The organism is Shimia sp. (genome assembly GCF_039969785.1).
In the GTDB taxonomy this organism is placed as follows: Bacteria; Pseudomonadota; Alphaproteobacteria; order Rhodobacterales; family Rhodobacteraceae; genus Shimia.
In genome coordinates this window covers 1-3,850 of record NZ_JBDVNC010000023.1, presented here as the reverse complement: position 1 = coordinate 3,850, position 3,850 = coordinate 1, and the positions used below count along the sequence as shown (strand labels likewise).

General features: G+C 53.5%; 3 protein-coding genes. All 3 read right to left on the bottom strand.

From position 1 onward, the window contains the following. The coding region (locus tag ABJI08_RS12835; RefSeq protein ID WP_348402249.1) for a carbohydrate porin at window positions 1-1,163 on the bottom strand (1,163 nt) is incomplete at its 3' end. 95 nt (window positions 1,164-1,258) lie between these two features. Then, the gene (locus ABJI08_RS12830) at window positions 1,259-2,500 is read right to left on the bottom strand and encodes a membrane dipeptidase (protein WP_348402248.1); all 1,242 of its coding nucleotides are present in this window, start codon (window positions 2,498-2,500) and stop codon (window positions 1,259-1,261) included. Window positions 2,501-2,618: 118 nt separating this feature from the next. Further along, window positions 2,619-3,850 (bottom strand): amidohydrolase family protein (locus tag ABJI08_RS12825; RefSeq protein ID WP_348402247.1); only part of this gene is annotated, 1,232 nt, incomplete at its 5' end.

Here is a 3,850-nt window from a genome sequence, read left to right as displayed (position 1 = left end):
AATACAATCCGCGCACGCAACCCAAACAATGCGATGCTGCTTTGGCCCGGATTGAGCAGTGGATTGTCAATGTATTGAATGGACGGTGTTATTTGGAGATTTGGAGAAATCGAAAACCGGTAGAACGCCTCAATTGTGTTTTGACTGCCGGGAACACCATTGGCTTCGGCCCAGTTCAGGCCAAGACCAGCAAGATCTGTTTCGCGGCCATAATACCCTAGCCCCACAGAAATAGAGTTTTCGTATAACGCAGCGGTCCCTTTGGACGTGCCTGCACGCACAAACGGCATCCATTGATTGTCGATGAACCACGATGCTGAAAATGCGGCGCCGTAGTCTTCGGCGCGACCGCCGTTTCCTGCCGCATCCGAGTGCCATAGCGTCAGGTGCACATTGTCGAAATACAAGCGATCAAAGCCGCTCGTGTAGCCAAATTCCAAGCTCTTGAACAATTCTCCGTCGCTGAACACGTCCAAATCCGGAGACGTCGGATCTGCGTTTGCATCTGCGATACTACCGACGGCATAAAAATTTGATCCCAGCTTTAGTCCGCCCGCAATCCCGAGGCCCGGATTAGGCGCGTTGATCGTCGGGTTGGTATTGAAAGCAAGGTTTTGAAAGCCTGTGTAGGGGCTGACCAAGCCATAGATATCAACAAAATCTGTCACGTCTATCTGGCCAAACTGCAATGTCCACGACCCGTTTTCCGCGCGCTGCGTCCAGTACAGGTTCGTCAGCATCGTTCCGTTGTCGTTGAATGCAGTGCCGGTGATTGAAATGGCGCCGCCATCCAAACCCAAGAATTGCGGAGCGACTGCGCCATAGGCATGCCGGTTCTCAACTTTGAAAGTCAACGACCCGTTATCTGTGGCCTGCCAGTTCCCGTAAAACCGGGCAATACCACCTCCGGCTTCTCCCGCACCGAGATCAGAGTTCGACCATTGGCCCAGCGAAATATAATCCAGATTGAAGGAAAAACCATTGTCGGCAAGACCGTCTTTCCATGCAAACCATCCCGGCGCGATATTGCGTGGAAAATCTGAGCGAAACTGAGGGTCCGTCAGCCCATCGCCCGGCTCAAGATCAGCTTGTACCGAGGACGGCCCGGAGAGCCCCTGGGCCCTGACCAGGCCTGAGGAAAGGAAGAAGCAGGTGAAAGACATCGCACACATCAAGTGCACTAAAGTCGCTGCTTTGAATCTTACTGACGGAAAAAATGTCTTCGACAAAACGGGCCCTCTGAAGTGTTCCATAGCGGTCAACGCGAATAGAAATGATCGCGAAGTTGCTGTCGCATCTGCAGGCGGGCTGGATAGTCAGCGTCAAATTGGTCAGGTGAAATTCCTTCCCAAACCTGAGCGTAGACGCGCATCTTGTTGCCACCATAAATCTTGGCCAGATCTTCATTCGAATAACCACGCGCCCAAAGATCATCTGTAATGGCCGCCAAAATTTTTGCCAGCTCGCCACTGCCAGTTGCGCCTTTATTAAACGCATTAATCATATATCCGCCGTCATCGTACATCGTCGCATTTGCTTTTGCGAAATCGACGACCAGATCAGTCGAGAACATGTCGTCAGTTGCAATACCAACATGATCCACACCGACCAGTTTGACATAGTAGTCGATCATGTCAGCCGCCTGCTTGGGGGAAATGTCGTCAGGCCAGATGCCATCCAACATCCATTCCGTGAACGTGGGTGAGACATAGCCACCTGACTTAGCGGCCCGCAGCGCCTCATCGTCTGGAATGGCGCGATAGCACCCGCGCGGTGTCGCGTCAGCCTCGTTTTTGTAGAGACCGGCAGGCACCGAATGCGTGTAGACAAACGGAATACCGGGATAGGTTGATTCCATATAGGCCATGGCATCATTGGCCGTCTTAGACCCTGTGTGGCTCAGATCTAGAAGAATACCGTAGCGCACCATTTCATCAATCACGGCTTCTCCCCATGGAGTGAGCCCGATGTCCCGCCCATTATAGGCGGCAAGCTGTCCCGATCCGGTGCGGAAAATATCGTTATACGCCAGAATGATGCTCTTGACGCCCATATCCTTGAGCAGGGCCATCTTTCGCAAATCTCCGTTCAGGATCGTCGCAGTCTGGCTGTTCCAGATAACGGCGGTCTTGCCATGAAGATGCGCGGCTTCAATGTCACGCGTGTTCTGGACGATCACAAACTTGTCCGGCTGCTCTGCCATCGCGGCGCGGAAACGCGAATGCTGTTCCAGTAGGGTTTCAAAGGACATATCGGCAGCGGCCAGTGTCATCTCGTGGCCTGTGATGCCGTTATCCCGTGCAAGTTGAAAGTAATCCTGCAGTTGCTTGTTTTCGGTCCAGCCAGTCCCGTAAGGGCTGGCGAGCATCCCGATCACAATTGTGTCTTTGACGAACTGTGCAGCCTCATCTGAGGCAGGCCAGGTTTTACTGTTTACATCGGCTTGGGCGCTACAAACCAAAACAGCCGTCATCGCGATGGCAGATATAAGGGCCCTCATCATAGTCTCCATTTTTTTCTAGCTCTAATGTATTGAAAGATAAGCCGACTAAGAAACTTCGCAAAGCAACTATTTGGTTGCAGGGCGGCCGAGGTAAATAAACCGCCCTGCGAAATACTCAATTCAGAGTATTTTTGTAGATCACGCCATCTTTCATGATGAGGCGAATGGTTTCCGGGCTGTCGGGGCGCTTATCGGCTCCAAACCACTTATCGCCCGTGCCAACGACCGAGAAATCTTCCAGCGGATTGCCGTCTATCAACAAGATATCGGCGTAAGCACCCACTTCGATCACTCCGAGCTTACCCTCAGGATATGGGTTCATGAAATCGCCGGTCATCGCCGCGATCTCACCACCGACCGACGTCATTGCAACAAGAGAGGTGTGCGCTCCGAAGAAATCATTTGCTAGCTTTTTCTCATAGGCGATTTGGATGTTGCAGGCATCCGCGCTGCCCACACAATCCGTGTGATGGCCGCGCTTGGCGGGACATTCGAGCATGTTGTCGATGTAGTCTGTGAATGCAGCGCTTGCAGATTTCGCCTTTGCCAGACTTGCCGGAACATCCTTAACCGCAGGGATATCCAGAAGACCCGGATCAAATGCTGTCAGGTTAGTCGTGATGTAGGCGCCTTTTTCCTCCATCAGCGCAGATATCTCGCAATCGAACATGAAGCCGTGCTCGATGGAACGAACGCCTGCGTTCAAGGCATTCATGATTGCCTCTTTGCGGTAGGAGTGTGCCATTACGTAGCTACCATATTCATTGGCAACTTGAACGGCGGCTTCGATTTCGGCTGGCGACCCGGCAACCAGCTGCCATGGATCAAAGGCTGAAACAACGCCACCCGATTGCATGAATTTCAGCTGGCTCGCCCCCATACGGAAGTTGTTGCGCCCGAACTTCTGCACATCCGCAACACTGTCAGCTTCCTGCGCCATGTTCAGGCGGCTGAAATTGGAGGGTGCGCCGACCGGGGCAGTATAGTTCGCGAAATCGGCATGACCTCCGCGTGTGCCGATAAATGCGGCCGACGGATACACCCGCGGCCCCACAATCGTTCCGGCATTGATCGCACGTTGAAGGCCAGCGTTGGCACCGCCGGCATCGCGCACAGTCGTGAAGCCCTGCATGAGATACATTTCCGCAGCGGCGACACCCGAAATCGCAAGGTCTTCCCAGGTGCTGTTCGCCTCCATCGACGGAAGTGTCGGCCCCGGCAACTGAAGGTGCACGTGGTTGTCGATGAACCCGGGTGTCAGAGTGCGCCCACCGCCGTCAATGACGGTTGCATTCCCCGCATCGATAGCCTCGGTCGAAACCATCTTAATCAAGTTGCCCTCGACCA